Here is a 25,706-nt window from a genome sequence, read left to right as displayed (position 1 = left end):
CTCTTAAGTAAGTTTACCTTTTACGAAAAGATACTGGTAGTATTTTTTATCTGAGTGTAGAATATGTTTTGTGAGCCATTTTCGAAGAAAATCGAGGAGCTCAAAACTAATAGTTTCGATTCCTAAATCAAATTCTTTTTTATACTCTACTACATCCTTTGTCAGTTTTCTGTGTTCTTCAATATGTCTGTTAAGATCAGGATAGGAAATGGATCGCATGAATTTCTCTTCGCTTTCAAAATGCTTAATTGTATATTGAATTAGAGATTCGAGGATACCGTTAAGCTTTTCTTTGGTTTCATTATTATGAATGGCTTTGAAAAGTTGATTCAAAATCTGAATTAAATTTTTATGTTCTTCATCTAATTCAGTAACATGGACACTGAAGCTTTCATCCCATTGAACAATATCGCTGGTATCCATAGTAAACTCACTGGCTGCTGTTTTTAAGAATTTGGATGTTCTTAGTTTATCTTTTCCTAATTGTAAAATTATCGTTGAAGCATGGGACAGTTTCTTTGCATCCTCTGATGCGGCGTCGATTATAATTTTCATATGTTCTGTAGAATCTTTTTGACGAATTACTTCAGAAATGATGTTTTGAGATTTCTTGGCCATTTCTTCCAGATCGCTATTCAGGTTCCTTGTTTTTTGGGCCTGATCTTGCACATCTTTAATTGTCATTTTGATTTTAGAATCCAATTCCTGAGAATTATTTAATATTTCATTAATTGTTGCAGAGGTCTCTTCTACTTTTTGAACACCGGATTCTATCGCAAGATTGGTGGATTTAATAAAAGTCTTTATCTCTTTGGCTCTTTCGGCTGTTTTGTCTGCTAACCTGGATACTTCCTGAGCGACAACCGAGAAACCTCTTCCCGCATCACCAGCTCTTGCCGATTCAATGGAGGCATTTAAGGCAAGAAGATTTATTTGGTCTGATATATCGGTAATCAGATTCATGATGTTATTAATAGCAGCAGAGCTTTCTTTGATTTCATACATACTCTGTTTTACAGATGCTATATTTACCTTGCCTTCCTCGGAACGGTTTGCAGAAATCATGGATATAGAGAGTAGGTGGTTAAATTCTTCTTCTATAGTAGTACTGACCTCAGAAAGGTTCTGTATACTTTCATGAATTCGTTCTAATTGTGTTACCTGTGAGTTTATAATTTCAGTAATATAGATTGAAGTTTCATAAAGAGATTTTATAGAGTTTGCAGAATCAGATGCTGTTCGAGTTAGATTATTTGAGGATTTCGTAAAATCATCAGCAAATTCCATCATTGTATTTGCTGAATCATTTATCTGGTTAGAAACCTCGATAACCTGCGAAAAAAAGCTTCGAAACATGATTCGGATTATTTGTATCGACTGTAGTAATTCACCAATTTCATCCATCACTTTAACTTTTATTCCATAATTGAAATTACCTTCTGCCATCTGGTTTGTTACCGAAAAAACCCGATGTAGAGGTAGGACCAATTCATGATAGATTAAATAAAAAACCAGGAGAATGATAACAAATATAAAGGTGAAATAAAAGAGGGAAGTATAAAGAAAAGCGTCTATATCTTTGGACATTTTTATCTTATGGGAATTTAATTCTTTTAAAATAAGGCTTGTCCTTTCCTGTGGGATTAGATTGTCTTTTCTTAGTATGTGCTCAATGAGGTTCGAAGAATTTTTTATTTCTAAATTTTGATGATAGCTGGCATAAGATACTCCGATTATTCCGGAAAGAATAACGATTACCGAAAAAACCACAGTAATGGAAAAACGCGTTATAATCTTTAATTCGCGTATTTTGTTGATAAAAAAACGGTACATAGTCCTGCTACTAATAGATTTTGGAATTTAGGATATATTAAGAATCAAAAAATTCAATATATTTTTTGGAATCGATGAGAAATAAATTTATGAACAAAATCATTATTATTTGAGACAATAGGCCTTGAAACTGTTGAAATACAATTATATATTCTGTCTGAATAATATTTTCCTGGATATAGCAAAAGTCTATTGACTGAGAACCAGAATGCTTTATAATGAAGTGGGTTTATACTATATGAAATATATATTTGTGTTCTTATACTTTCTTGTTTTTTCGGTTTCGCTTAAATCTATGAGTCTCGAAACGAAAGCAGGACAACAATGGTTTTACCTGCAAAAAGAGCTTCAACCTCTCCTCTACTTTCAAGAATTTAAAAAAGGAAAGGAGGCTTTTCATTGGAAGCGAACTGAAGTTCCCGCTAATTTAGCATCTATAGATAAATCTATGCGAATGGGAAAAGGAATTTGGCTTAGGACCTCTTTTGCCTTACCCAAAAATTTACAATCTAATTCTTTGAGCATCAAGTTAGGAGTAATCAGCGATGTAGATATAGCTTATATAAATGGAAAGAAAATTGGGTCTTCCGGGATTGCGGGTCTTGTTAAACCTCAGGCTTATGATAAGCTTCGAATTTACTCGGTTCCGGAATCTCACATAAATAAGGATGGAGAAAATCTACTTCTGATTTATATAGAGAGTAAATATTTTTCTGATTATCTCGGAATCCTTGAAGGGCCTATTCGAATTGATTCTACGGAAAAACTTTTATCAGAATTCTATTTTCAAGAATACGTAAAAATAATATTAAACACTGTGTATATAACTTTTGGTGCATATTTCTTATTCTTATTTCTTCGCAGAAGGAAAGAAAAAGAAAATTTTATGTTTGCCCTGTTTTCATTGATTCTTGTGTTTTACTTGCTTTTTAGAAACCAGCTTAAGTATGGATTTGGTTGGGATTTTATTACTTTGAAGAAATTCGAGTATCTTGTTTTGATCTCTCCGATAACACCATTTTATCACTTTCTTCGCTATTTCTTTGGATTTAAATATTATAAGATTATTCGAATATTGGACATTTCCATAGGATTAGTTTTCTTATATTACCTTCTATTCGCTGAAATAAAAGATATGAGTTTTATCTTTTTATATATAGTATTTCCCTTATGGATGATATACCTGAGTTATGGGTTTTTTGGACTTATTCAACAGGTTCGAAATAAAAACCGGGATGCCATCTACATGTTTTCCGGACAGATAGTGATAATCTTAGCACTTGTTCTGGATACACTTACTACCTGGTATATTATTCAGATTCCGAGACTTATGAACTATGCTTTTTTTCTATATATATTAAGTCTCGCTGTTGTCCTGGCAAATCGCTTTGTGAGGCTTCATGAGGAAGTTGAAGAATTGAATGATAACCTGGAACAAAAAGTTAAAGCTCGGACAGAAGAATTGAGCTTATCTCTCTCTGAGATAAACCAATTAAAAATTCAGCAGGATGGAGATTACTTTTTAACCCACCTTTTATTGTTACCTCTTTCCGGCAATGGTAATTTCAGCAAGGTTTATAAAACTGAAATGTTCTTAAGGCAAAAAAAGCAATTTGAATTCCGCGGAAGACAGTATTCTATTGGTGGAGATACCTGTATTACAGATAATCTGATTCTGGAAGGAAAGGAATATATCTTTTTTGCAAATGGAGATGCTATGGGTAAATCCATACAGGGAGCCGGTGGAGCCCTGGTTTTTGGGGTTATGATTAATGCAATTTTAAAAAGAAATAAACAAAAGAAAGATGAAAATAAGAATATAAAACAATGGCTATATGAAACTTTTAATGAGCTTCAATCTTTGTTTGAAAGTTTTGAAGGCTCTATGTTGATGTCGGTTGTAATGGGATTAGTCGAAGAAGAAAGTGGAGAACTTTACTTTTTGAACGCGGAACATCCCTATACGGTTCTATATAGAGATGGAATTGCTCGCTTCATTGAGGAGGATGATTACTTAAAAAAGCTTGGTTTTCCGGATAACATGGATTTTTTTACCATTAAAACATTTCAACTATTGGAGGGGGATGTTTTATTTATAGGTTCTGATGGACGGGATGATATTCGCCTTTATCAAGAAAATGGAGAAATGAATTATGATGAAACTCTTTTCTTAAAAACAGTCGAGGAATCCGGAGGAGAACTTTCTGAAATCTATAATCTCTCTTCCCGTAAAGGAATGATAAGCGACGATTTCAGTCTTTTAAAAATTTCGGCCTGATAATTTTCTTAAATTTTTAATAAAAAAATTCTTGGTTTCTAATTCCCTTATTATATTCTACCTAAAAGTTATATCAGGAGAAATACATGGTTGAGTTGCAGCAGGATGAGTCTATCGAAGAATTAAAAAAGAAATTAAGTAAGTTAGAATACGATAATAAAATCCTTCAGGATGAATTACTGGCTGTAGAAAAATCACCTTACTTACCCAAGACCCTGGCTCGCTTGCATTACTCCGTGACTTTAAGAAGAGATGAAATTCTTAAAAATGAGTTTGGAGCCAGCATCAATGAGAAACAGGGTTCTCTGTATGAAATCAAAAACCAATTACGGAAATATGCACCACTCATTGGTTTAGACCCGGATATTGCTCGTATAACCGTAACAGAAGCGATTCAAAATATCATAGAACACGGTCATGGTAGCTATGCTCATATCGAAATGGAGATTAATAACCTCGCAACAAATCCTTACATGAAAATGTCTTTCAAACATGAAATGAAACCGGGTCAACAGTACACCCTTACCCAGATAGAAGAAAATGCAAAGAAAGGAGATATAAATTCTGAGTACTTCGATTTTGAAGATGCAAGAGGGCGGGGTGAATTTCTAATGAAAGAACTTACCGATGAAAGGCAAATTATTAACGGTGTAGAACTGGACGATAATGGAGAAAAGATTCACTACTTCAAAAGAATCCTGATTAACTATCGGGATCCTAAAGGACCGAGGATGGAAACCAGCTTTGATGAAATTCGGGAAGAAATAGACAGGCTGGATACAGATGATGTTGTTTGTTATTTTCATACCGATCATAAGCAGGCACGTCTGAATTCTATCACAGTCATAACCAATAAATCAGAAGATCATAGGGTTCGAAAAATTATGGAAGAAGCCGGTTTTTCTTTATCCCATCGTGATACTTATTCCAGAACCCTGTTTTCTTCTTATAAACCTTTGAAAGATGTTACCCGTGAAGAAATAGAACATCTATTTGTAAAAATCCGCAAACTGGTTCAGGCCGAGGTAGAATACAAGCACGGGAATGTAGAATTTTAAATGACTATAGTAAAAATGGGAGCCTTGAGTAAGCCGGAACTTATAGCAGAATTGGCTTCTCGTATGGAAACTACTAAAAAACAGGCGGGAGAATTCTTAGATACTTTTGTAAACCTGGCCTATGAAGAAACAAGAACTCATGGTTCTTTTGTAATTCCCGGTATAGGAAAGCTGGAAATTAAAAGAAAGGCTAAAAATAACAGGGCAAGGAATCCAAAAACCGGAGAAGTGGTGAAAGTTCCTGCAAAAAATATTGTAAGATTTACCCTGTTTCGTTCCTGTAAACAAACGATACTTCCACCTAAAAAATAAGTATGGCAAATGAATATATATATAGACCCCTACAAGATTCTTTAATCGGTCAGTTAGTACTAAAGCTTTGGAGCGAAAATGGAGGAGATGTTGCTGAACTTCAAAAAGCCCTGGACTCAAATTTAGAAGGGACATCGTTTCAATACCATGGAACGAAGAAAGCTCGCAAACAGGTACTTATGACTACTCTTCCGGTAGAAATTCGAAAAGAACTACAAAAAGGAAGACAGGAAATTATCCTTCAAAAATTATCCGAGTTAATAAGAGGAAACTTCAAAGACAATAAGGTCCCCGAAATTGATGTTTTTCTGGAACTTTTTGAGTGGTTATTGGCTGGATTCGATGAATCTGCTTTGCAAGAAAAACTTCTCCATCTTCTTTTCAATCAGAAACTCAGCTTTTCCCCGGATTTTCTTTCCCGTCTGAAAGTATTATACGAAATGGCGATTGAAGAAGAAATGAAGTCTATTCCTTCGGAAGAAGCTTAAGTTCCAGTTCTTTAAAGAATTGGAAGTTGAGCTGAAAGGTATAAATAGCTTCTCTCAGCACCTCGTCTTTTTGTTCCCCTGAAAGTTCAATTGAATCCAGACCATCTCGAAATCGTTCTTTTAGAATTTTGGAATCTTCCGGGAACTGAAAAAAAGAAAGCCCCTGTTGTATGAGCCCGTAGGTTTCGGAAACTTTTTTTCTAAGAAGTTGCCCTCCGGATAAGTCTCCCATGTAACGAACATAAGCATGTGAGACTAATAGGAGAGGAGAAGAATCGGATAGTTTCTTTATTCTTTCCCGATAAGAGATAAGGCTTTCCAGATCGCTTTTTTGGGTTTGTTTCTGAAAAAAAATCAAGTCTGATTCGATATTTCCTTTTCTGAAGAGGCTTTCAGAGTAAACTTTGGAAAGATAAGGATGGTTTTTATTCTGAAATAAACCTTCTTCAAGACAGGAATATAACTCAAACAGATAAGAAAGATACTGAATGTATTTTCCTTTCTCCAGTTCACCCTTAAATAAAAGGCCGATAAAACGGCTGAGTTCTAATTGAAGGTGGACTTCCTTTGTACCTTCTCTTAACATTTGAGAGAGTTTCATCCTGGCTTTACTCCACTGTGAAGACTTACATTTCCAAATACATAATCAGTAAATGCCACATCTATAAAACCCGTAGTTTCCATTCTTTGCTTTAATTCGGCCTGAGCCGGATAGTGCAGGGAAGAAACCGGCAGATAATCAAACATTTCATTTTTTCCTCCCCAGATAAGATAACCCATTAGAGGAACGATTTTGAAAAAATAGAAATCGGCAAAGACACGGATAAACCGGTTTTTAACCTTTCCTACATCCAGATTAATAAAGATGCCTCCGGGTTTCAAAACCCGAAAAATTTCAGAAAGGGCTTTGTCCAGATGGTTTACATTCCGAAGTCCAAAACCTATGCTTATTGCATCGAGGCTTTCATCTTGAAAGTCCTTAAGTTCCGTAGCATCTCCAATTTGAACAACAGCAGAAGGAAAATGTTTCAGCCTTTCTCTGGCTATGGAAAGCATATTTTCGGAAAAGTCTACGGAATATACTTTTTCCGCAGGACTATTTTGATGAAAACGAAGGGAAATATCTCCGGTACCGCAACAAAGATCCAGACAGGTAAAAGGTCGATTCTGAAAGTGAGTTTTGATTTTTCTAACAACGGTATTTTTCCAGTATCTGTGCAGGAAAAAGGTATTCATGTCGTTAAACAGGTCATATTTTTCAGCTATTATATTGAAATTATCCCGAACGAAATCTGCTTTTTTTTCTACCTGTGGCATTTTAAATCCGGCCATAGTGTCTCCCTTTATTCATTGTGGCTTCATTCTCCGTTTATTAAAAGGTGCATAAGACCGAAATTCTCAGCTAAGGATGTCAGCATTTCTTTTACTCTCCCACTCTTCTCAGTCTCCAACATTTTTTCAATCCTGTCAAGTTCTATTCCTTTGACTCCCGACAGCATATAATACTATAAGGACTAATTTTTATCTGTTAATAAATAAACATGGCATCTCCATAGGAAAAAAATCTCATTCTTTCTTGAAGAGCAGTTCTGTAGGCTTCCATGATAAACTCCTGTCCGCAGAAAGCAGCTACTAAAAGAAGAAGACTGCTTCCGGGTAAATGAAAGTTCGTGATAAGTCCCTGGATAGATTCAATCTTATCGCCCGGTCGTAAAAAAAGTTGTGTTTCTCCGTAAGCATCCCTGTAGGTTTTCGTTTGGTTATCATAAATGGATTCTAATACACGCAGAGAAGTCGTACCGAGAGAAATGATTCTTCTTTTTTCTTTTTTAGCCTGATTTAAAAGCTTAGAGCTTTGTTTACTAACAAAGTATTTCTCTTTATGCAATTTCTTTTGTTTCCACTGCTCTTCGTCCAAAGGAGAAAAGGTGCCGTAGCCAATATCGAGAGAGACGGGGCAGAAATCAATTCCGACTTTTTCGAGATTCATTTTTAGTTCAGGGCTGAAGTGTAAGGCGGCCGTAGGAGCTGCAACAGAACGAGCTTCTTTTGCAAAGATACTCTGATAACGCGTTTCATCCAGACTTTCCGCTTTTCGTTTTAGATAGGGAGGAATAGGCATAGCTCCATAGGTTTCAAAGAAGGACTCATCCAGTTCCTGAACGGAATCAATAAACGATTCTTTCCCTTCATTATAGAGAAAATGGAAAGAAGTGCCTCCAACTTTGAGTATATCTCCCTTTTTAAGTTTTCCCGGTTTTCGAAGCATACATTTCCAGATATTTGCCTGGTCCTGCTTCTCTAAAAAGAGACATTCATGTTCTCTTCCCTTTTCTGATTGCAGATAGAGCCTTCTTTTGCTCACCCGGCTATCATTGAAAACAATCAGATCTCCTGCATGAAGGAAAGAGCTGATATCTCTAAAATGGGGTTTTATAGAAATCTGTTCTTTTCTTCGATTCAGTATCATCAGGCGAGATTCATCTCGATTGGGAGCCGGGTAAGAAGCAATAAGCTTCGGTTCTAACTCAAAGTGGAAAGGTCTTAAAGCTTCTTCGAAATTTTCCATTGGGTTCTACCTTTTGACTGACGATAAAATAGAGTGGACATATATAAGAAAAAAGTTCTAGTATGATCTGGAGTAGGGGTTCAAATAAGTGCAAAAACAGAAATATATACCATTTGGAAGAACCGGCAGTATCTGTCTTATCGATTCCCCATTACCTCCATCTCCCGAAGGAGAGAAAGAAGCAAACCTCAACTCTCGTATAGAAAATTATCGCTCTAAAAATATCAACCGAGTTTTTATTATTTCCTCCAAGAAAGAGTCTCATTTCTTCGAACCCTTAATTGAACGTTTACAGGATAAACAAATTACAGTTAATTTTATCCAGTATACAGGAAATCAAGAGGATGTATTTAATGCGGATGTTGAATTGCTCGATTCTATCTACAGGATCCAGGGAAAGAGAAACTTCGCTTTTTTAAGTACGGAAACAGAAATTCGTGATATTTATGTCCTCATCTGCAAGGCTCTTTTATATCTAAATAATAACTGTAAAACCTATGATGTAGCCACTTATCTACAGGATTTGAATTGGGAAAAAACCGAACTCAAATACATTACTTCTTTTCAGAATTATCTAAAAAAAGATTATTATTTATACCGGGAACTGGCTTTTCAAATTCCAACGGTTCATACCCGAACAGAAAAAGTAGCTTTAGGTGAAAAAAAAGAAATTTCCGGTTTAGTCTTTGATAGCTTGGATTCTGCGAAAGAATCTCTCATCTTGAATGACGATGGAAGTTTTAAGGATATTTCTTTTAATCTCAGTTCCTTACATGAGGCTATAACGGAGAAATCATTTGAGAAAAAAGAATTACCTGATAATCATCCCGGAAATGAATTTAAAAATCAGGATATAAGCGATCTATTAAAAGATATTAATACAAAACCGGAACCCGGTAAAACAGCAGCAAAGATTGATTTTAATTCTATATCCGGTATAATTGATCTGGATGAGATTTTATCTGAAGACGATAGGCAGGAGCCTGTAGAAGAACCGAAATTAGTAGAAATTCGGGAAGTGAAAAAAGCTCCTTCTAAAAGAGCTGAAGTGATTAATCTTGATTCCTTAATCGAAGAGGATATAGATAGAAACCTGATAGATTTCAGTAAAACCAGTGTTTATACTCCTTTACCTGAGATTGAAGAAGAATTGGAAAATTTACCCATATCAACGGTTGAAGAAGCCGAAGAAATCCATCATTTTGAAACCCTACAACATGAAGAAGATAGGGATTCATCTCCCAGTAAAACAGATAGTCTCATTGATATAGAGTCTTTAATTGATTCTAATCTTGAAAAAGATCTAATTTATACAAATCCACAGATACAACTTCCAGCTTCTAATTTTATACCGGAGAAGAAAGAAGACAAAAAGGAGACAAAAGTGGAAAATGAAGAAGATGATGAACTTCCTTCTTTTGATGTAGAAGGTCTTATCACAGAAGAACTGGCTGAAGAAGAAGGGGATTTACAACCGGTTCAGGTGACCGATGTAACAGAACCCAAGCAAGAAAAACTTGAAGAAAAAGAAGAAAAGATAGATTTGGAGTCTGAGGATGAGTTAATGGATATAAACCAGCTTATTGATGATGAGTTGGAACCGGAGTCCTTTGCCGATGATGATTTTTTATCCGAGCCTACCGAAAAGAATCTCGATAAACTAATCAATAAAGAAATCAAGTCTTAGAACCGGAAAAATAGACCGGCTTTCTCGTTGACAGTATCTTTTATCTCTATCAATATTGGCATATTTGAATGAAATGGAGATATAGTATGAAAAAGACTCTTTTAGTTTTCCCTCTTTTGTTTTTATTTTCCTGTGCTCTTTTCGAATCTTTCGAGGTGAATGTAAATAACCTTAAGCTTCTGAATATAAACCCGGATTATAAAAAACCTCTAAATACAAATTTTACTGTAGCTTATGATATTCTCGCCAATTCACCATTTATACCTAATATGTCTCTACCGGTAGATAAGATGGGTCTGAATATTTTTGTTGAAGATGTGAAAGCATTTGATTCTAAGCTTCCGGAAGGAGTCAATAGTTTATCCATTGGAAAACCCGTTACCTTAGAAAGTAAAATTGTGATTAACGACGTGAAAGAACTTGCCAGCAAAATCCCTTCCCTTGTTTTAAAGGACCAGTGGTTATATGCTGTAAAAGGAGACTTACAGGTGAAAGGAAGGAACTTTCCGATAGAAACTAAAAAAAGTATGGATAGCCCTTTAAAAGGTGGTTTAGACTTAAAGAATTTAGATAAGCTTAAAAGTTTATTTTAGATTTCTTGCAAAAGCTTTTCGCCATTTTCTTCTTTCTCTTCCTTTTTGCTCTTGCGAGCTTCTATCTTTATCAGAAACAACATAAGGAAGAGAAAGTCTCAGTTCGCAGGGAATTAACCCAACTTCTACTGCTTAAAGATAGACCTGAAGAGTTTAAAACCCGCTTCCGAAAGCAAAATCTTGCTGAAAGCTTATCCCGTGTTTTATTAGAAGAATCCGAAAATCGAGTTCCGTATGAAAAGTCTGAATATAAGGCTTTAATTGATTATTTATATAAAAGTCTGAAAGAGAAAGGCAGGCAGGACTTAGTCGATTGGGTGGATGAAGAAATCAAACAGGCTCCATCCATGCAAGTTCTCTTGGACCGGGTGATTAAAGGTTTAATCCACAACGAAAGAAAAACTTCTCCCTGATACTGAATCTTTACAGATACGAGCGGCTCACACACCGAATACGAGCGGCTCACACACCGAATACGAGCGGCTTACGCGCCGAATACGAGCGGCTCACACACCGAATACGAGCGGCTTACGCGCCGAATACGAGCGGCTCACACACCGAATACGAGCGGCTTACACACTGAATACGAACAGTTTACACAGGAAGAAGAAAGGCAATATCAGGCGGCTCCTATCAGTTCATATAAGGAGCGAGTTTTCTTCAAGTCTTTGGACATTCGAATTCTATTCCGAAGTTCCAGGCGATAGGGAACTCCTTCTGTGATTTCCGGAGGACAGAAGAAATTAAGTTCACTCTCTGTATTTCTGGAAAGAAGATTTATCGGGATATAATGTTTATCCTGCATATTTTGTAAAAAGAGTCCTTCATCTACCTGGAAAGGATCGAATTTCAGGTTACTTCCTTTTAAGGCAGCGATACTATTGGAGGAAATGATAGAATTTTTCTCTCCGGTTTTCAGGTCAAGAAACGCTTTCAGGTTCGGAAGATTGGGTTTGACTTCTGTTTTTTCCAGTTTTACATCCTGAAAGGCCAGTTTAAACTCGGCTGATACACGGGAACTAATATCCAGACTATGGCGGGAACTATCAAAAGAATCGAATTCATCTTCAAAGACGCCCTTTATCACAGGAAAGAACTGGCAGAAGCCATTGAGGTTTACCCGACCACCTTCCTGCAAAATGTTCTGGATGGTTTTTCTCATATCATGATAAACAGCAATGATGTCACTTCGGGTTATGGTGGAGCCACTTTCCAGCATTCTTCGAATCACATCTTCTGTTTCATAAACTTGAGGGGTTATGGGTCTCGCAAAAAATTTATCGGGTAATTTACCGATAATACTGCGGTAAAGTCCATATAGAATCATACGGAACTCCTTATATTTTTAAATTTGATTTTTTTGCATTACTACTTTTAGCTCTTTGTATTTTCGCATAAATAGCAATATCTTTGAACCTTGTTTTTACCGGTTTTACCTGCAAGGTTTTTTTGTGGCTTTATAAAAGAAAAAGTTTATTTATTTTTCAGGAGATGTTGATAGTTCTTAGATTTTTCCCAATTCTGGAAGATTTCACTCTCTTCCTTATGACAGCGAAAACAGCTTCCAACCTGTAGGATTCTTCTTTGTTCGTTTGGGTTTAGGGGTCTGCCGCCGTCTGCGGTGCTATAAAGCTTATTTGGAGTAAGAGCCTGAAAGGGTTTTATCCATCCGTCTTCAGCGATTTCTTCTTTATCAAGGGCATAATCGGGCCGGAAAACAGGATTCGGTTTATCAAACTGAAATTTTCCGCTTCCGTATCCGAGAGCGTAAGGAGATTGATGGCAGGATTTACAGGTTCTGGATTTACTGCTGGTATGAGGAGACAGGGGCGAAAAGAGATTCTCTTTGATGAGAGGTTTTGATTTCTTATAAAACTTTGAAGTATCGATACTTAATTTCATACCCGGAACAAAAGGACGAATGATTCCATCTTTTGTTTTTCCTAATACCGGGAGTTCCGAACGGTATTCTCCGAATTCTTCTATCCATTTGCCCTTTTCCATTTTTTCTGTAAGATGGTTATAAGATTTGAATTCGGGTTCATAGCTGATGTGACAACCATAGCATTGGGGAGCTTTTTGGCTGTGGCAGGTTTCACAGGATAATTTATCATGTTCTGTATCATGACCTGAATGCTGTTTATAAGCATTTACGAAAATTACTTTATTCTTATGTTTTAAAGTAATTTTAAACTCTCTATCTTTCTTGTGACAGTCTGTGCAACGGGCTTTAACGGCTTCGGTTTTCGTTTCGCTCTTTCCGTCACCCATGACATCTTCCTTTCCATGACAGTCTATACAGCTCAATCCGGCCTCATAATGCAGATCAGCTTTTTGTTTGTAGGTAACTCTACCATCTGGCAGGCTAAAAGGTATATCTGTTTCTTCCGGATTCGTTAGTTCAAATAAACCTTTATAACTTAAGGAAATTCTTCCTGAGCGGGAGTGACAATTAAAGCAGGTTTCGTCGGTAGGATAGCGGTTGATTCTTAAGTGTTCCTCTCCATTTTCAGAAAGATGACAGGCCAAACAACCTCCTCCTTTTTCATAGGCGGCAAACATTCCGAAGCTTGTCTTCGAGATTCCTAAATGACAGGAAGCACACATCCCGGCAAAATAAGAATCAGCGGCACTGTGTTCGGGCTTTAAGCTATTTAGTCCTTCTGTTTTATTGGCTTCTCCGAAAACTCTTCGATTTTTTTCTATCATAGCTTTGTTTCGAGTCATGGGAGAATGAAGAATGGTATGGGTTTGAGAAGGGTGGCAATTCGCACAGGTATTACTTTTGGCATCGAGGTTTCCGGGTATGACTACCATACCTTTATGTGCTTCTTCTTTTTCTGTAATTTTCTCATCACCCAGGTGACAGGAAGAGCAGTTTATTTCAGGTGTGTGAATAGAGCTTGTTTGGGAATGACAGTTTAAACAGGTAGAAGAAGAAAAAACCCTGCTTTCTTTACAGGAAAATAAAAATAAGACAAGAAAGCAGGTATATAAAGTGGACTGAATCGAGCTTTTAACAGCCTTCATCAGGTCCTGAGGAGATTACATGTTTTTTCCTTGGTATTTTCTTTACGGTTTTTTCCGGGACCTGTATATCCATTTTTCCCTGGAAATAATTTGAGATTGCATTTTGCTTTTGTTTTCGAATAAATTCTTCCTGTGTATCTTCCGGCTTATACTCCTGTGGTTTCATGATTTCATCATTCCAGGCATTATAGCCACCCTTCAGCATGAAAACTCTTTTGTTTCTGGCCAGTATTCTGGGAAGTTGTAGGGGTTGATCCCCTGACTGGGTATATAAAACAAGCTTTTTTCGGAAATCGGGAACTACTTCTGAGGCCTGTAATTTAGCTTTAGCATCGCTTTTATCAGAGTGGCAAACCGGACAACTAATCGCATTTTTGATGTGATTCTCCTTATATTTATCCACTTCCCGCATGTCTAAAACTTCGAAATCCTTTCTATTTTCCAAATACCAGCTCGCCAGTTCCTGAACACTGATAACCCGGTTTGTGGTATTGGGAGAAAAGGTAAAAGTTTTGGGCCTGTCCCGATTGGTTGCAAAAGCTCCGATCATCACGAAAAAACTTAAGGCAATAATCAGGATACTTCCTCTCTTCTCTAAGAATTGCAGAAAGTTATTCCATTTATTCAGCATGTCCTGCCTCCCCTGAACCGGTGTTTACTGCGGTTTCAATTTTTCTTAAAACAGCGAAAAGTCCGATGGCAAAAACAGTAATAATAAACACCAGAACTCCGTATGGAAGAGGGATGATGTCAGTTAAAAACTTCTTCCCCAGGGCAGTAGAATTGTAGAATTTCTCAAAGAAAGGATAGGCTTCAGCAAACATTCCAACTCCGAAAGCAAAACCTCCGAAGAACATAAAGCCATCAATCTTTCCGGTTGACATGGCGACTGCCGTGGTTCCGGGGCAATAGCCTCCCACGGCAAAACCGATTCCGAGAAGCACAGAACCCACGATTTGAGGCCAGATATAAGTAGGATTGATATAAACCAGGTCGAAATCCATGATTCCCAGATAGTGTAATCCGAAGATTCCTACCATGGCAACGATAACAGCTGTAAACATGACCCGGATTACAGCAAAGTCTCTACCGTACCAGTTATCGCAGAGTTTCTTGGACGAGCCAAAGCCTGCACTTTCCAGAAAATAACCAAAACCGAAACCTAATAGCATCGCTATGATGATGCCAAGTTCCCGACCGATAAAACCAGTTTTTGAAAGAGGTAAAATGAATTCCATTATTGCCACTGCCTCCTGACAAAATACGCGGTGAGATAACCACCGGCAAAAGCTCCTATGATAAAAATCCAGGAACCGAGAGCAAGTGTCGCTCCTCCCGATAGAGCCTGTCCCGAAGTGCAACCTCTTGCCAGCCTTGCACCGAAAGCCGAAATGACTCCTCCACTAAAGGCTAAAAATAGCCTGGCTCCTCCTGAAAAATGCGGTCCTTTATCTATCATGAATTTGACCCGGTTTCCGAAGGCTCCGCTGACAAATCCGCCTACGAAAACTCCCAGAAGTAAAAAGACCAGGAACTCATTGAGTATATGCTTTTCGTCTTCTATATACGAACTCATATATTTCAGGTTTTTTGTATGTTCGGGAGCTACTGCATTCATCGTGTAACCCGTAAAGCGTGTGATGGCTCCGGAGGCACCGAGTCCCCGTCCCATACTTACATAACTTAAGAGAAGAACGAGACCGAGACCAATGCCTGCGATATAAGGTGAAAGATAAGGTTTTGGTTTTTGGTTATGATTCATAAATGTAACCCTATGTAAGAATGTTGTCCTATATAAACAAAAAGAATCCTGAGAAGTAATCCCCCAAAAAGGACGGATAGAGGGGTAAGGATTCGGAAATGAAAGATTTTTTTCAACTCAAGTGCTTCTAAGAAGAGTGGGAACAGGATACCCTGTAGTATAACCAGCATCCAGAAATACCCGGTGAAATCTCCTCCAAAAATCAACTTACCGGCATTATTGTGGTAAGCGGAAGAGGTAAAGAATCCTATAAAAATCTGGATGAGAATGAGTAACTCGGTTACTAAAAAGCCCACATCGATTTTAATCATCAGTCTTTTTTCGATTTCGTTTCGGGAACCGAGTATCATAAAGGCACTGGCACTTGATATTCCGGAAGTAAGAAAGAGAAGCCCGAGTGCGGAAGTATTCCAGAAAGGCCTCGCTACAAAGCTACTGATTAATATCCCGGTGTAGATTCCGATGAATCCTCCCATGACAATATTTACCCAGGCAATTATCTTCCCGTAGGGTTTTATTCTCTCGGCCAGGTCAAATGCTTTTGAAAGTAATCCTGCAACAAAACGTAAAGGAGACAGGTTTTCGAAGAAATTCTTCAGCATCTGCCGATTCTCCTCTTCTAATTGCATCAAGGCAAAGAGAATGGATGAGGGAAACATAAGGATTAACGCCCAGGAACCCCAGGACATTGGAGATGTCCACTTGAAGGTAAGATAAAGTCTCCAGACATAAAGCTTATGCTCCAGATCCAGAAACAGGAATAGCATACCTATGCTCAAGAAGATGGGTGCGAAAATAGGAGCTGTCCTCACAGTAAACGGAAGTTCTTTGTCTCTTTTCATTAAGTAAAAGATTCCCGAAAGAATTAAAATTCCCGCAGTCAGACCACCCAAAAACAGATAGCCTGGAATTTCCCAGCCCCAGATTGTTAAATTAGGATCGATGTGAGGGTTCGATCTCGTAATGGTAATTTCAGTATCCATAGTTCTAAGCCCTTACCTTTTTTTACCGGTTTTACCGTAAAGCAAATACAGATTCGGTTCGGTTCCTGCATCTGTTTTTAATTTCTTGTAGTTCCGTTTCTGAACCAGTTTGAATATATCGCTGTTCTTATCGTTCATATCTCCGAAAGTCAAACAATAGGTGGGACAAATATCCACACAGGCCGGATTTTTCCCTTCAGCTACTCTATGGTCGCAGAATGTACACTTATCCACAAAACCCTGAGGGTGAACGTAACGAGCATCATAAGGACAAGAAGCCACACAGGCCTTGCAACCTATGCACATATCCGGATCTACTTTTACTATGCCACCTTCAATAGTGTGAGAGGCCCCGGTAGGGCAACAATACACACAGGGAGGGTTACTACAATGATGGCAACGTTCGGAGTAGTTTTCCATGGTAAGATTAGGAAATACTCCTGAAACAATTTGCACTGTCCATTCTCTGGCATGTCCGTCCGGGACTTTGTTTTCATCCTTGCAGGCTATGACACAGGCATTGCAGGCAACGCACTTTTCCATGTCTATCGCCATTGCGTATCTTTTTTTCATCGTCTTATCCTAATCCTTTATGCCTTTATCAGGCTTACAAAATTGACGTTCATTCCTGTTCCACCCATTATAGGATCTTCTTTATAGCGTGTTACCATATCGCTATCAGAAGCTCCCCTGTTAAATGCCTTTGTCAATTTTTCTGATTTGTTTCCAAAACCATGCACCATATAGACGCAATCCTGGCGGATCCTCTGGGTAACTTTTACTTTTATGCGGCCGCTTTTAACTCCATCCTGGTTTTGAAGAACTACATAGCTACCATGCTTAATTCCAAGAATCCTGGCTATCTCCGTATTCAACCAGAGTTCATTTTCCGGGAAAATCTCAAGGCTTACGCTGTTATTCGATGTTCTGGAAAAAGTATGAACCGGGTGTCTTCCGAAAAGTAAGCGAAAGTATCCTTCCGGTGGTTCTTCCTGAGGGATATATTCCGGAAGACCGGCAAAGCCTGCATCAGTGAGAGCCTGGGAATACAGTTCTATTTTCCCTGACTTTGTGGAGAATTTCATGGTTGGGGAATTATCATAGATCTCGACTTTCCGGGTAATCGCGCCCTTTTTCTCGATTTCCACAAAAGAGAAATTATTAATTTTGGCTTCTTTCTCCAACTTTTCTTTCATATCTTTATACGGGAAATATTTTTCGAGGCTTTCTCCGTTGACCTTAATTCGTTTCGCCAAATTTTTAGCTATCCACCAGCCGGGTTTACTCTGATATAAAGGCTCAACAACCGGTTGACGTATCGCTATATAAGGAGTACGGAAAGGTTTATCATCGTAGTCATCATATCGCTCCAGAAATGTTGCTTCCGGAAGTACAATGTCTGAATATGCAGTAATTTCTGCGGGAAGAATATCGATAGTAAGAACGAAGTCAAGTGCCTGTAAAGCTTTCCTTACCTGTCTGGGATCGGGCAGGGTGGTGGGTAAATTACAACCATAGACTAACCAGGCCCGCATTTGCTCTCCTTCCTGAATCTCATGCTCTCCCGCTATGGCTGAATTTACATAGCACTGAGCCGGAACTGCTGAAGCGAAAGGAAAAATCTGCTTGGGTTTGAGCTTAAATTTTTTCTGCTCAGGAAAATCAGGTAGGGCGTCTTCTTTTACTCCCATTCCGCTGGGCATATAAATTCCACCGCGCTTTCCCCAGTTGCCTAAGAGAGCGTTTAGTATTGCAATGGCACGAGAACGTTGTGTGTCATCTCCATACCAGACTACGTGTCTTCCGGGGTGGATAATCGAGGCAGGTGCATTCTTTGCAATAAATCGGGCTGTTTTGCGAATTAAATCAGGTTCAATACTTGTATGTAGATAAGCCCATTCGGGAGTTTTATCTTTTACATGAGCGGCTAACTTATCAAAACCACTTGCATTATTTGCAATAAACTCTTTCTGGTAAATGCCCTCAGTTATCATCACATTTATCCAGGCTAAAAGAAGTGCAATATCAGTTCCCGGTTTTATGGGTAACCAATAATCTGATTTTCCTGCCATAGTTGAATAGCGTGGATCAACTGTAATAAAACTGGCTCCGTTATCTATGGCTTTACTCAGTTCCTGCACCTGGGTATTGTGCATGTTCTCTCCAAGATGAGAACCTATCATAACCACACAGCGTGTGTAGGGTAAATCCAGACCCTCGGGTGAACCCACATCTCTACCGAATGTAAGTCCAAAACCTTCTTGCCTCGGACCTCTACATTGTGCATAACTGGGAGCTGTTACATTTTTACTGCCCATGCCTTTAAGGAGAGTCTTAAAGAAGCTTCCCCCATGACCGTGGGAGAAAAGTGCTATTTTATCAGCTCCATGCTTTTCCATTATTTGTTGTAATCTACCGGCTGCTTCATCGAGTGCTTTATCCCAGCTAACCACTTCAAACTTTTGTTTTCCGGATGCTGATTTCGTTCGGATAAGGGGAGTTTGCAGTCTATCTTTATCATAAATAATTCCCCTTGCACTGGTTCCTCTCGGGCAAAGTCGCCCATTGGAGAGTGGGTGATCCGGGTTTCCTTCTACCTTTATGATCTTTCCATTTTTTACACTGGCGAGCATACCGCATTTCCAGAAGCAAATCTCACAAAATGTAGGAACTTTTTTATCAGGTTTTAGATCTTTTACCGAATCGGCATAAAGTGGAGAATCGAATGTGTCAGTTGCTACCTTACTGGCAGCCGTGCCTGCGAATACCGCTGCACCTATTTTTAGGAAGTCTCTTCTTGTAATCATAATATAGTATACCGGGTATAATATACCAGTCCTCCTCTAACTAATTTCTACTTATGATTTTAGAAAGTCAAATAGTAATTATAAAATCTCTATGAAAAATATCATATTAGTATATTGAGATTGATTCGCATTATAAGTAAAAGTGAAGCTAAATGCTTCTTGTCTCGATGGGATGTATCTCTGTTTATTATTTCTTTCTTGTTATAAGATATATATTTGTAAGAAAAATTAAAATTGCGCCAATGACTCCGGCTATCGTGGACGGTGGATCCTGAGCAATGATTGGGCCAAGAAAAGCTGCCAATATAATTCGGGTTGAAGAGATAATTCCTCCTTCAATGGCAGTGATATATCGAAATCCTAAAGTTAATAAATATTGTCCTAAGATACCATTTATAGCACACAGACCGAGGTAATATAATTCCTTGCCGGAAGGAATATGAAAAACGGAAAAGTATAGAAGGAAAATAAAAAAAGTACCACTTGAAAATAAGAAGAATAATATGGTATCTGAATCATCATATTGACGGGATAAATTTAAAAAAATTATCGCTATAGCAGCAACAATACCGGAACCGAGTCCCCATAAGCTTTGTAAACTCGCATGAATAGAAAAAGGATTCACGATTAAGAAGATTCCGATAAACGCAAGGAATACGATAAGGTAACTATGCAAATTTCTTTCTTTCTTTAGAAATATCCAAGAAATAATTGCGATAAAGAGAGGATAAGTCATGTTTAAGATATTGGCTTCGGAAGAACTTGTAGCATGAACCGCTTTAAAAAACATGAGAACAGCAATTGTATTAAAAATGGCTCTTCCGGCAAGATAGCCTTTATGAACCGGGCGGATTCGTTTTCTTTTTATAAGAAATATTCCTGAAAACACAAGAGTTCCCAGTAAAAACCGGGCAAATACAAAAAAAGCGGGATGTATAACTACTTCTTGCCTGGCCCAACGAATACTTACGGTTGACATATAAAAAAAGAAAGAAGAAAGAAATACGAAAAAGCTCCCCAGGGTTTTTTGCATAAATAACGGATCTGATTAAATATCGGGATCTTTCTTTCGGATAACTTTTAGTTTTTTAAAGGATAAAGAAAATTCGGCTATCGAGCCACTTGGAAAATCATATCGTCTTTCCGGTAAGGAATCCACACATATTCCTCCATCCATATCAGATATGATTTTACAGCAGGTCTCTACTTTAAAATCATTCAGCTTGTAGTTTTTTCTGGCTGTTTTGCTGAGTTCTCTACTATATGCTTTGAAATAGGGTGCTGTTTTGGGAAAAGATGGATCAGTTTCTTCATCATTCTGGTGACAGGAAAGATACCAGCCTGTGGAGCCGGCTCCGGTACAGAATAGCAGGCCGGAACTTTTCTGTTTTTCTCGGATCCCATCAAAACAAATATGGTAACTACTAATTAGATCCGGATTATTATTTCGAACAGTTATTTCGCTTATCGTCCCGAAGGTTTCCACTTTTCTTCCATCCGGATGTGTAATTCTTGCAATGATAAGAGGCCATTCTTCTACATAAACATCCGACCAATCATTTTGCACGGTCTCTTTGAGGGTCTCTGCACTAAAGGATAGCATGGCACCCATAGATGTTTCGGTATCAGAATTACAACCGATGATATATATATCATTTTGAATACAATAATGACCTATGTAGGTAAAATGATTGTCTCCACCGAGGGCAATAATCAGATCAAACTCTTTCAAGTTCAACTTTTCCAGTTCCTGCCTGTAAACGAGACGGGTAATTTCAGGAAAAATGTTACGAACTTCTTCACGACTTTTGACCTGCCTTTCATGAGAAGCCATAATACGTTCTTCAAGCTTGATTAGTTTGTAAATTTTCTTTCTCTCTTTTTCATCGGCATAGCGAAAGGTATCTAACTCATAACGAGTCCTTTTGCTTACGATCAGGATGCGTTCCGGGGAAAAGTTTAATTTAGTCATGGGAGAAATCCTACCTTTCTTAGTTTTTCCTACGAATGTATAACTCTTTTTCTAATCGGGCTACTACTTTTCCATTCTCATCGTAAATTTCTGTCTTATAAAATCTTGTGGTTTTTTTAGTATTTTTTAAAATTTCTTTGATTTCTGCAAATTCTGCATCTGATAAAAAGAAAGTAACCTTGACGGTTCCTTTTCCCGGAGAAATAAATTCGATTTTTGCACTTTTATCCCAGACAATATAATCCTCTCCCAGATTCCAGAGTAGAATAAACATATAAAAGGGATCACACATAGAGTAAAGGGAACCTCCGAAATGTGTACCAACATAGTTTGTATTTGATATAACAAGAGGCATGCTCACTTCCACTGTATTTTTATTCAGTATTTTAGGTTTTACGCTGGCACCTTTATAGGGACCGAAGTTTTCAAAAGCTGCTTCTGAACCAAATGTCTCTTCCATAAACTTCCACATAGGGAATACTTCAAAATTTAAACCACTGCTTCTTTTATTCATGGTATCTCCAAATTAATTTTGTATTTTCTAAATCTGTAATTTTTTTTTAAATTGGCTCGGACTTTCTCCGGTTTGTTTTTTAAATGTACGGTTAAAAGTTGCTTTGGAAGGAAAACCTTTTTCTAATGCCAGATGAAGAAAATTGATTTTTAAATGTGGGTTTTTCTCTAATTCAAGAATAACTTCTCTTAATCTATAATCATTAACAAAGGTATAAAAATTAGTTTGCATTTTTTCGTTTAGTACCTGCGAGAGATGATACTTCGGCACCTCTAAGTTTTTAGCCATAATATCTAAGGAAAAATCCGGGTTAAGATAGGGTTTTTCTTCTTTCATATAATTTAGAATTTTACAAACAATTTCCATACTCGAATCGTCTTTGAGACCGGAAAGTTTATATTTTTTAATATTTCTATTCTCGACCTCGTATTCTGTAATTTCTGGAGTAGGCTGATTCTTTAAAGAGAAGGACTCAAATAAATCCAAAAAAACCTGATAGTAAACCAGCAGAGTGAATATAAGCATAATAAGAGGACGAATCAAGATAATTTCAGAAACCGGTGGAAACCAGAGTAGTAAAGCATTTATTATAAAGAAGGAAAATAGAACACTTACATACCTATAACTATGCCCTATACGCAAAGTTTTGGTGGTAATTAAGGTTTTGATAATTAAATAGATATAAAATAGGGTAGAAACTGTATTCGTAATTTTGTATACTAAAACAGGTAAGGGAAATATGGGAATTTTCGGAAATAGAACATTTTGCTTATAAACAGGTAGTTTAGGGGGAATAGGCTGATATTGTTTTATTATTTCTTCTAATACGAATATTATAAAAAAAGGTAAAAAATGCCAGATAAGTTTTTTTTTGTTTATGGAAAATTTTTTAGCTCTTATATATAGAAAGAGCAAGGGGCCATAAGTAGAATGGAAAGCACCGGATAAAAGTAAATACGGTGACGCTTGAGAATTATAAATAATATGAAAACCGGATTGCATAATAAAAGTGCATATTAGGAGAAAAATGAATGCTTCCGAGATAGTTTTTTCTTTTTTTAACAGAAGGAGTATTAGGGATAATATACCGAGAAAAACAATGAGATAGGGAACCACCATGATAAAACACCCTTCGAAAAAAAATTAGCTCATAACCAGACTCGCAGAGTAAAACGGAAGTGTGTGAAAGAAATATTCTTCTATCAGTGGAACGAAACCGTATTGTTTCAGGAGGAAATCCGTAGGACGATTAAAATTACATCCTTCCGAAACAATAGACCAGACCGGATTTAAACCATCCTGAATCATAGCTGTAAAACTATCAACAGAACGAATGTGTTCTAATATAATTAACTTTCCTTTCGGTTTTAGTATTTTTTTAAATTGTAATATACTATTTTCCGGGTCCGGAACCGTACAAAGAACCAGGGTAGAAACGATGTAGTCCATGCTGTTCTCTTCTAAACCTTCCGGGAGTTTGTCCCCAAAAAAGCCGGAAATAATTGGATGGATTTTTGCTACCGGAGACTCTTTTTCCATTCTTTCTGTAGCTTTTTTCCACATGTGCCTGGAAGGTTCCAGGGCAAAAACTCTCGCTTCTTCCGGATAATACCGAAAGTTAATTCCTGTTCCGCTTCCAATTTCTAATATATCACCTTTTAGTTCAGATAGTAAAGAATGGCGTTTTTCTCTAAGGATTTCTTTTTCTATCGTGTACATGAAACTATCATAGAAGCTGGAAAACAGGAAGTTGTAAGCATTCGAAAAGCAGGACGTACACATTCTATTACTCTGAAATTATATCGAGGATTAGCTCGCTTAAAAGCCTATCTATTTGATTGACTTCCTGGTATTCGATGACAATATCAGCAAGAGCGGATGAAAACTTTTCTTTAAAGGAACTATATTCTTCTTCTTTATCTTCAGCTAAAAATTCTCTAAGAGTCATAGTTCCATAACGCTTTAAAAACATTCCTTTTACATTTTCATAGGAAAGCTGTAGACTTTCATTTAATTTTTCATCTTCTAAAAGGGTATCTCTTAAACGATGAAACTTGCTTTCCGCTATTTTGATTTGTTCCTCTTTAGGAAAATCTAATTCTGAAATCGGAGAACGAAGAAAATTTAGTGTAAGGTCATAGCCAAGATTACTATTTGCACTTTCAAGACTTGTTGTATAAAGGAAATCGGCTACCTTTGGGAGTAAACCCGGTAAAAACATATTAATAAAAGTTTTAATCTGTCTGTCCATCCCGGTGGCCTGCATGGCACCAAAAAGGGGATTAAACTTTTTGTTAAATTCAATAATAGCGCTTTCTACAATATTTGATAAAAGCTGTTTAATGGAATCCTGACTCATGAATTCAACAATAAGTTTTCGAGAGGGTTTAACTTCTATTGAGTTTATAAATTCAGCTATTTGCTTTTCCGTTTCTTTTTCCATTCCCTCGGAAAGAGTTCTATAGGGGAAAATATTAGCATGATCTAATTTTGCAATAGCCTGAAAAATATTTTTATCCTGTTTCAAAATTTCATAAAGCTCTCTATTGAACAGGTGCCGGGTCTGTGGAATCAGGGTTTCCATTTTTGTTTGAAACAAAAAGTCAAGGATTCTTTGAATCGAGCGTTTTAGTTTCTCTTTATTTTTTAGATAAGTCTGTACTTTTTTTAAAATAGGTTCATCAGTCATGTTCGTCTACTTCTCTCCAAAAGTGATTCATTGATATATGCAGCGGTGCTAATTCAAGATAATGCTGATAGTAAAGATTTAATTTATCCAATGGACTATATATTTCGTATAACTTATTTGTTCCATAATATTTTTTTTGATTATATTCTATATAGGCATTCTTTTTAGCAAAGTATATATAATCTGCAAAAAGTTCTTCGTAAGAGGACTCCAGGCATTTATCTGAAACATTACAAAACTTTTCCCTGTAAAGAGCGTTTGCCAGCCGATTCATCTTATAAAAAAAGAAATGCCTCGAAACTCCATTTTTTATATCTTCTGAAAAAAGGCCATAGGCAAATAAATGACCCGGACTTAAGGTAAAACCCGTAATGCTTTCCCGCAGGAGTAATTGTGCAATATGACTTCTGGAGTTTTCTCGCCTGATGTAAAACGGCCTGCCCGGATAAATATGGGCCTTAATCCCATTTTCCGAGAGCAAATCATAACTCAGGTTTATCTGAAGAACCAATAATTTCTCTTTTTCCTGTAATAGAGATTGAAGGATAAAAGGAAAACTGCTAATTTTTTCCGGGAATTCTTCGGAATATAGCACAGGGTGCTGTTTGGATTCTAAAGCTTTCAAAATACTCCTGATACTTTCCTGTTTGGTTTCTTCATCGCTAAGGAAAGAATGAAAGTCCGTTTTGAAATCAAAGCGAGTATCAATAAGCGGAAAAAGGCTGACTTGTTCGATTGTATCCCAAAAAAAACGGGGATTTTTTTTCTGGTAGAATCCTAAAAATTGCTTCTTTGCGTGTTGAACCGGAAAAAAAAGCTTTCTATCCTTTCTGTGGCAGATCCTATCGATATGCGGAAATAGGAGATAATCAAAGGGTTTATTGGAATTAAGGAGAAGAAGCGTGGATTCAGGCACTTTGAGACGGCTTTTTTTCCTGGGAAAATAGACCTGAACGGAAGAGAAATAAAATCCACAGAATTCGGGTAATATTTCTCTAATAATATCTAACATGTGATTCGGTAAAAACTGTTATCTCGCTATATTTCTAGAATAAAGAATGTCGCCGGGCTTTTTTTTTGCAAACATTTAATTCTGAATTTTATCTTGAAAAATTGCCAGTATTAATTTTT

26 protein-coding genes are annotated in these 25,706 nt (G+C 37.2%); 7 read left to right on the top strand and 19 right to left on the bottom strand.

The window, feature by feature from the left end; translation table 11 throughout:
* Nucleotides 1–3 precede the first annotated feature (3 nt).
* Complete coding sequence (locus tag H7A25_21715; protein MCP5502531.1) at nucleotides 4–1,833, bottom strand: bacteriohemerythrin; 1,830 nt, start codon at nucleotides 1,831–1,833, stop codon at nucleotides 4–6.
* 208 nt (nucleotides 1,834–2,041) lie between these two features.
* Here H7A25_21715 and H7A25_21710 point away from each other — a divergent pair, with 208 nt between their 5' ends.
* The 4 genes from H7A25_21710 (at nucleotide 2,042) to H7A25_21695 (ending at nucleotide 5,969) form a co-directional block, all read left to right on the top strand.
* Entirely contained in the window at nucleotides 2,042–4,111 is a 2,070-nt protein-coding gene (locus tag H7A25_21710; GenBank protein MCP5502530.1) for a SpoIIE family protein phosphatase, read from the top strand.
* A 113-nt stretch (nucleotides 4,112–4,224) separates the two neighbouring features.
* Entirely contained in the window at nucleotides 4,225–5,169 is a 945-nt protein-coding gene (locus H7A25_21705; GenBank protein ID MCP5502529.1) for an ATP-binding protein, read from the top strand.
* Nucleotides 5,170–5,481 (top strand): HU family DNA-binding protein, encoded by a 312-nt coding sequence (locus tag H7A25_21700; protein MCP5502528.1) that lies wholly within the window; start codon nucleotides 5,170–5,172, stop codon nucleotides 5,479–5,481.
* A 2-nt stretch (nucleotides 5,482–5,483) separates the two neighbouring features.
* Entirely contained in the window at nucleotides 5,484–5,969 is a 486-nt protein-coding gene (locus H7A25_21695; GenBank protein MCP5502527.1) for a hypothetical protein, read from the top strand.
* Here H7A25_21695 and H7A25_21690 read toward each other — a convergent pair.
* The 3 genes from H7A25_21690 to queA all read right to left on the bottom strand — a co-directional run bounded on the left by H7A25_21690 (nucleotide 5,947) and on the right by queA (nucleotide 8,538).
* Nucleotides 5,947–6,570: a biliverdin-producing heme oxygenase gene (locus tag H7A25_21690; GenBank protein ID MCP5502526.1), complete on the bottom strand. Its 624-nt coding sequence runs from the start codon at nucleotides 6,568–6,570 to the stop codon at nucleotides 5,947–5,949. The genes H7A25_21695 and H7A25_21690 overlap by 23 nt on opposite strands.
* The gene (locus tag H7A25_21685; GenBank protein ID MCP5502525.1) at nucleotides 6,567–7,301 is read right to left on the bottom strand and encodes a ubiquinone/menaquinone biosynthesis methyltransferase; all 735 of its coding nucleotides are present in this window, start codon (nucleotides 7,299–7,301) and stop codon (nucleotides 6,567–6,569) included. The genes H7A25_21690 and H7A25_21685 overlap by 4 nt, the downstream gene beginning before the upstream one ends.
* Before the next feature lie 196 nt (nucleotides 7,302–7,497).
* On the bottom strand, nucleotides 7,498–8,538 hold the full coding sequence (gene queA, locus H7A25_21680; protein ID MCP5502524.1) for a tRNA preQ1(34) S-adenosylmethionine ribosyltransferase-isomerase QueA: 1,041 nt from the start codon (nucleotides 8,536–8,538) through the stop codon (nucleotides 7,498–7,500).
* An 88-nt stretch (nucleotides 8,539–8,626) separates the two neighbouring features.
* On the opposite strand from queA, the gene H7A25_21675 reads away from it, so the two are divergent.
* The 3 genes from H7A25_21675 (at nucleotide 8,627) to H7A25_21665 (ending at nucleotide 11,231) form a co-directional block, all read left to right on the top strand.
* Nucleotides 8,627–10,225, top strand: coding sequence for a hypothetical protein (locus H7A25_21675; GenBank protein ID MCP5502523.1), 1,599 nt, complete (start codon nucleotides 8,627–8,629; stop codon nucleotides 10,223–10,225).
* An 86-nt stretch (nucleotides 10,226–10,311) separates the two neighbouring features.
* Nucleotides 10,312–10,818: a hypothetical protein gene (locus H7A25_21670; protein MCP5502522.1), complete on the top strand. Its 507-nt coding sequence runs from the start codon at nucleotides 10,312–10,314 to the stop codon at nucleotides 10,816–10,818.
* A 5-nt stretch (nucleotides 10,819–10,823) separates the two neighbouring features.
* Complete coding sequence (locus H7A25_21665) at nucleotides 10,824–11,231, top strand: hypothetical protein (GenBank protein ID MCP5502521.1); 408 nt, start codon at nucleotides 10,824–10,826, stop codon at nucleotides 11,229–11,231.
* 206 nt (nucleotides 11,232–11,437) lie between these two features.
* On the opposite strand, the gene H7A25_21660 is transcribed toward H7A25_21665, so the two are convergent.
* The 15 genes from H7A25_21660 to H7A25_21590 all read right to left on the bottom strand — a co-directional run bounded on the left by H7A25_21660 (nucleotide 11,438) and on the right by H7A25_21590 (nucleotide 25,587).
* Nucleotides 11,438–12,145, bottom strand: a complete 708-nt coding sequence (locus H7A25_21660; protein ID MCP5502520.1) for a DUF4469 domain-containing protein — start codon at nucleotides 12,143–12,145, stop codon at nucleotides 11,438–11,440.
* Nucleotides 12,146–12,291: 146 nt separating this feature from the next.
* Nucleotides 12,292–13,848 carry a cytochrome c3 family protein gene (locus tag H7A25_21655; GenBank protein ID MCP5502519.1) on the bottom strand — a complete coding sequence of 519 codons (1,557 nt, stop codon included), beginning with the start codon at nucleotides 13,846–13,848 and terminating at the stop codon, nucleotides 12,292–12,294.
* Nucleotides 13,835–14,479 carry a rhodanese-like domain-containing protein gene (locus H7A25_21650; GenBank protein ID MCP5502518.1) on the bottom strand — a complete coding sequence of 215 codons (645 nt, stop codon included), beginning with the start codon at nucleotides 14,477–14,479 and terminating at the stop codon, nucleotides 13,835–13,837. The genes H7A25_21655 and H7A25_21650 overlap by 14 nt, the downstream gene beginning before the upstream one ends.
* A complete protein-coding gene (locus H7A25_21645) occupies nucleotides 14,469–15,086 on the bottom strand; it encodes a YeeE/YedE family protein (GenBank protein ID MCP5502517.1) in 618 nt (205 codons plus the stop codon). The genes H7A25_21650 and H7A25_21645 overlap by 11 nt, the downstream gene beginning before the upstream one ends.
* The gene (locus H7A25_21640; protein MCP5502516.1) at nucleotides 15,086–15,610 is read right to left on the bottom strand and encodes a YeeE/YedE family protein; all 525 of its coding nucleotides are present in this window, start codon (nucleotides 15,608–15,610) and stop codon (nucleotides 15,086–15,088) included. Before H7A25_21640 ends, H7A25_21645 begins: the two co-directional genes overlap by 1 nt.
* Nucleotides 15,607–16,593 carry a polysulfide reductase NrfD gene (gene nrfD, locus H7A25_21635; protein MCP5502515.1) on the bottom strand — a complete coding sequence of 329 codons (987 nt, stop codon included), beginning with the start codon at nucleotides 16,591–16,593 and terminating at the stop codon, nucleotides 15,607–15,609. Before nrfD ends, H7A25_21640 begins: the two co-directional genes overlap by 4 nt.
* A 12-nt stretch (nucleotides 16,594–16,605) precedes the next feature.
* Nucleotides 16,606–17,166 (bottom strand): 4Fe-4S dicluster domain-containing protein, encoded by a 561-nt coding sequence (locus H7A25_21630; GenBank protein ID MCP5502514.1) that lies wholly within the window; start codon nucleotides 17,164–17,166, stop codon nucleotides 16,606–16,608.
* A gap of 17 nt (nucleotides 17,167–17,183) precedes the next feature.
* Complete coding sequence (locus H7A25_21625) at nucleotides 17,184–19,403, bottom strand: molybdopterin-dependent oxidoreductase (GenBank protein ID MCP5502513.1); 2,220 nt, start codon at nucleotides 19,401–19,403, stop codon at nucleotides 17,184–17,186.
* A 184-nt stretch (nucleotides 19,404–19,587) separates the two neighbouring features.
* Entirely contained in the window at nucleotides 19,588–20,433 is an 846-nt protein-coding gene (locus H7A25_21620; GenBank protein MCP5502512.1) for a DMT family transporter, read from the bottom strand.
* A gap of 15 nt (nucleotides 20,434–20,448) precedes the next feature.
* Nucleotides 20,449–21,372 carry an NAD+ kinase gene (locus H7A25_21615; protein ID MCP5502511.1) on the bottom strand — a complete coding sequence of 308 codons (924 nt, stop codon included), beginning with the start codon at nucleotides 21,370–21,372 and terminating at the stop codon, nucleotides 20,449–20,451.
* A 19-nt stretch (nucleotides 21,373–21,391) separates the two neighbouring features.
* The gene (locus tag H7A25_21610) at nucleotides 21,392–21,886 is read right to left on the bottom strand and encodes a YiiD C-terminal domain-containing protein (GenBank protein ID MCP5502510.1); all 495 of its coding nucleotides are present in this window, start codon (nucleotides 21,884–21,886) and stop codon (nucleotides 21,392–21,394) included.
* A 27-nt stretch (nucleotides 21,887–21,913) separates the two neighbouring features.
* Nucleotides 21,914–23,005 (bottom strand): AraC family transcriptional regulator, encoded by a 1,092-nt coding sequence (locus tag H7A25_21605; GenBank protein ID MCP5502509.1) that lies wholly within the window; start codon nucleotides 23,003–23,005, stop codon nucleotides 21,914–21,916.
* A gap of 24 nt (nucleotides 23,006–23,029) precedes the next feature.
* Nucleotides 23,030–23,605, bottom strand: coding sequence for a class I SAM-dependent methyltransferase (locus tag H7A25_21600; protein MCP5502508.1), 576 nt, complete (start codon nucleotides 23,603–23,605; stop codon nucleotides 23,030–23,032).
* 67 nt (nucleotides 23,606–23,672) lie between these two features.
* Nucleotides 23,673–24,575, bottom strand: coding sequence for a hypothetical protein (locus H7A25_21595; GenBank protein ID MCP5502507.1), 903 nt, complete (start codon nucleotides 24,573–24,575; stop codon nucleotides 23,673–23,675).
* Nucleotides 24,568–25,587, bottom strand: a complete 1,020-nt coding sequence (locus tag H7A25_21590; GenBank protein MCP5502506.1) for a hypothetical protein — start codon at nucleotides 25,585–25,587, stop codon at nucleotides 24,568–24,570. The genes H7A25_21595 and H7A25_21590 overlap by 8 nt, the downstream gene beginning before the upstream one ends.
* Nucleotides 25,588–25,706: the final 119 nt, after the last annotated feature.

This window comes from Leptospiraceae bacterium, assembly GCA_024233835.1.
GTDB lineage: Bacteria > Spirochaetota > Leptospiria > Leptospirales > Leptospiraceae > JACKPC01.
This window is presented reverse-complemented; position numbering and strand designations above follow the sequence as displayed.

Coding starts and splice junctions, on each gene's coding strand:
- H7A25_21715 (MCP5502531.1), bottom strand. CDS start 1,833: ATGTACCGTTTTTTTATCAACAAAATACGCGAATTAAAGATTATAACG.
- H7A25_21710 (MCP5502530.1), top strand. CDS start 2,042: ATGCTTTATAATGAAGTGGGTTTATACTATATGAAATATATATTTGTG.
- H7A25_21700 (MCP5502528.1), top strand. CDS start 5,170: ATGACTATAGTAAAAATGGGAGCCTTGAGTAAGCCGGAACTTATAGCA.
- H7A25_21695 (MCP5502527.1), top strand. CDS start 5,484: ATGGCAAATGAATATATATATAGACCCCTACAAGATTCTTTAATCGGT.
- H7A25_21690 (MCP5502526.1), bottom strand. CDS start 6,570: ATGAAACTCTCTCAAATGTTAAGAGAAGGTACAAAGGAAGTCCACCTT.
- H7A25_21685 (MCP5502525.1), bottom strand. CDS start 7,301: ATGGCCGGATTTAAAATGCCACAGGTAGAAAAAAAAGCAGATTTCGTT.
- queA (MCP5502524.1), bottom strand. CDS start 8,538: ATGGAAAATTTCGAAGAAGCTTTAAGACCTTTCCACTTTGAGTTAGAA.
- H7A25_21670 (MCP5502522.1), top strand. CDS start 10,312: ATGAAAAAGACTCTTTTAGTTTTCCCTCTTTTGTTTTTATTTTCCTGT.
- H7A25_21660 (MCP5502520.1), bottom strand. CDS start 12,145: ATGATTCTATATGGACTTTACCGCAGTATTATCGGTAAATTACCCGAT.
- H7A25_21655 (MCP5502519.1), bottom strand. CDS start 13,848: ATGAAGGCTGTTAAAAGCTCGATTCAGTCCACTTTATATACCTGCTTT.
- H7A25_21650 (MCP5502518.1), bottom strand. CDS start 14,479: ATGCTGAATAAATGGAATAACTTTCTGCAATTCTTAGAGAAGAGAGGA.
- H7A25_21645 (MCP5502517.1), bottom strand. CDS start 15,086: ATGGAATTCATTTTACCTCTTTCAAAAACTGGTTTTATCGGTCGGGAA.
- H7A25_21640 (MCP5502516.1), bottom strand. CDS start 15,610: ATGAATCATAACCAAAAACCAAAACCTTATCTTTCACCTTATATCGCA.
- nrfD (MCP5502515.1), bottom strand. CDS start 16,593: ATGGATACTGAAATTACCATTACGAGATCGAACCCTCACATCGATCCT.
- H7A25_21630 (MCP5502514.1), bottom strand. CDS start 17,166: ATGAAAAAAAGATACGCAATGGCGATAGACATGGAAAAGTGCGTTGCC.
- H7A25_21620 (MCP5502512.1), bottom strand. CDS start 20,433: ATGCAAAAAACCCTGGGGAGCTTTTTCGTATTTCTTTCTTCTTTCTTT.
- H7A25_21615 (MCP5502511.1), bottom strand. CDS start 21,372: ATGACTAAATTAAACTTTTCCCCGGAACGCATCCTGATCGTAAGCAAA.
- H7A25_21610 (MCP5502510.1), bottom strand. CDS start 21,886: ATGAATAAAAGAAGCAGTGGTTTAAATTTTGAAGTATTCCCTATGTGG.
- H7A25_21605 (MCP5502509.1), bottom strand. CDS start 23,005: ATGGTGGTTCCCTATCTCATTGTTTTTCTCGGTATATTATCCCTAATA.
- H7A25_21600 (MCP5502508.1), bottom strand. CDS start 23,605: ATGTACACGATAGAAAAAGAAATCCTTAGAGAAAAACGCCATTCTTTA.
- H7A25_21595 (MCP5502507.1), bottom strand. CDS start 24,575: ATGACTGATGAACCTATTTTAAAAAAAGTACAGACTTATCTAAAAAAT.
- H7A25_21590 (MCP5502506.1), bottom strand. CDS start 25,587: ATGTTAGATATTATTAGAGAAATATTACCCGAATTCTGTGGATTTTAT.